Annotated in this window: 1 protein-coding gene; it reads left to right on the top strand. The window is 39.8% G+C overall.

Features of this window, described 5'->3' with window-relative positions; all coding sequences use genetic code 11:
- Nucleotides 1-147 precede the first annotated feature (147 nt).
- On the top strand, nucleotides 148-1,587 hold the full coding sequence (locus tag NQ185_RS20055; RefSeq protein ID WP_257583874.1) for a DDE-type integrase/transposase/recombinase: 1,440 nt from the start codon (nucleotides 148-150) through the stop codon (nucleotides 1,585-1,587).
- Nucleotides 1,588-1,850: the final 263 nt, after the last annotated feature.

Below are 1,850 nucleotides of genomic sequence, written 5' to 3'. Positions count from 1 at the left end.
CGTATTGTCAAAACATCTATAGTAAAAAGTTAATAATTCCTTGATATAAAAGGGTTTATAAGCAAAAAACTTGCCACCCCCATAATTTTAGGATAAAAGTGAGGTTACCACACACACACCAAAATCCCTAAAATAGGAAGTGACAAGTTGTACCCTCAATTATTAACTTATTTACTCGAATTTATCAAGTACCAAGAACAAATTATTCGTTATTTATTGACTCTTCTTGTAGGTAAAAATATGTTTGAGAAACCAACGGAAGAGCCTGTTAATATGCCTTATCGAAAGCTTCAGGTAGATGATCTTCCGATCATTGAAACTATTGAACAGCTTGACTACAAAATTCTTTTACAAGAGTACTATGAGCAGCACGGAAAGCCTCTCAAACCGGTTCAAAGGCGAGCTAATTCAAAAGTGTCAGTACCTAAATCAATGAACTGTCCGCGGTGTGGTGCTCCTTCGGACTTTCTTTATGCAAATAATGGAGATAAAGGTCAGTTTCAGTGTAAGGTATGTTCTTGTCTATTCAGTGATAAGAACCGTTTTTCTAAAGAGGCTATTTTAAAATGCCCCCACTGTGCCAGAACTCTTGAGAAGATCAAGGAACGGAAAGATTTTTCCGTTTTCAAGTGTAAAAATAATGACTGTTCCTATTATCAAAAAAAGCTGCAGGCGATGTCTCCTCAGGAGAAAAAACGATATAAGAAAGATCCCCAAGCATTTAAATTACGGTATATTTTTCGTCAGTTTCATATCGACTTTTTACCTTTGTCTAAACAATCACCAGAACTTCCAAAGGTAGATTTGTCTAAAATACAAGCTTCACCGCATACATTGGGCTTGATTTTGACTTACCATATAAACTATGGCCTTTCGGCCCGAAGAACGGCAGCCATTATGCAGGATGTCCATGGTGTAGCGGTTTCCCATCAGACCGTACTGAATTACGAAAACAGTGTGGCTCTCTTGCTTAAACCTTATGTGGATCATTATCCATATGAGCTTTCCGATCAATTCTGCGGTGATGAAACCTATATCAAAGTGAACGGAAAATGGCATTACCTATTTTTCTTCTTTGATGCCATAAAGAAGATTATTCTTTCCTACCCAGTGTCCCCCAATCGAGATACAGCATCGGCGATTCGGGCGATTGATGAAGTGTTGGTGAAGATGAAGGAGATTCCAAAAAATCTTACTTTTGTAGTGGATGGAAATCCAATCTACCTCCTGGCTCAACATTTTTTCGCCCAGCACGATATTAGGTTTGATGTGAAGCAAGTCATTGGATTGACGAATGAAGATCCTGTATCAACCGAATATAGGTATTTAAAACAAATCATCGAGAGACTAAACCGAACATTCAAAGGTAACTATCGCTCCACACATGGCTTTGGATCCGAACAAGGATCCGTTTCTTATGTCACGTTGTTTGTGGCTTACTTTAACTTTCTACGCCCTCATGCGTCCCTGGAAGGCAAGGTACCCGTTGTCAATCCGGAGTTATCAGGGTTGCCAACGATGCCTGCTCGATGGACAAAACTCATTGGGTTAGCCCAACGATGGATTGCCGAACAAAGATCTGCCTAACTTTTTGTTTAGCAGAGCCCTTAAGCTTTTGAACTGTTTAGCAATCGGCGGAGCGAACTCTTGACAAACCGAACTTGCCAATGGTTTAAAATTAGAAAAACCAAGGGCCTATTTGGTCTGCCTTCTTTTTGTCCCCTTCGCCCTTGTTACCCTGAATTCAAACCATTGGCGTGTTTGTCAAGGGCGATTGCGGAGTCATTCCACTAATAACTGGAAAGGGAACTGAGTATCTATTGAGTTTTCATAGAACTTTTGACACTACC

It is taken from the genome of Lederbergia panacisoli, assembly GCF_024626525.1.
GTDB classification, from domain to species: Bacteria; Bacillota; Bacilli; order Bacillales; family Bacillaceae_C; genus Lederbergia; species Lederbergia panacisoli.
Note: the sequence above shows the minus strand (reverse complement) of the source record. Positions and strands in the feature narration are given on the sequence as shown.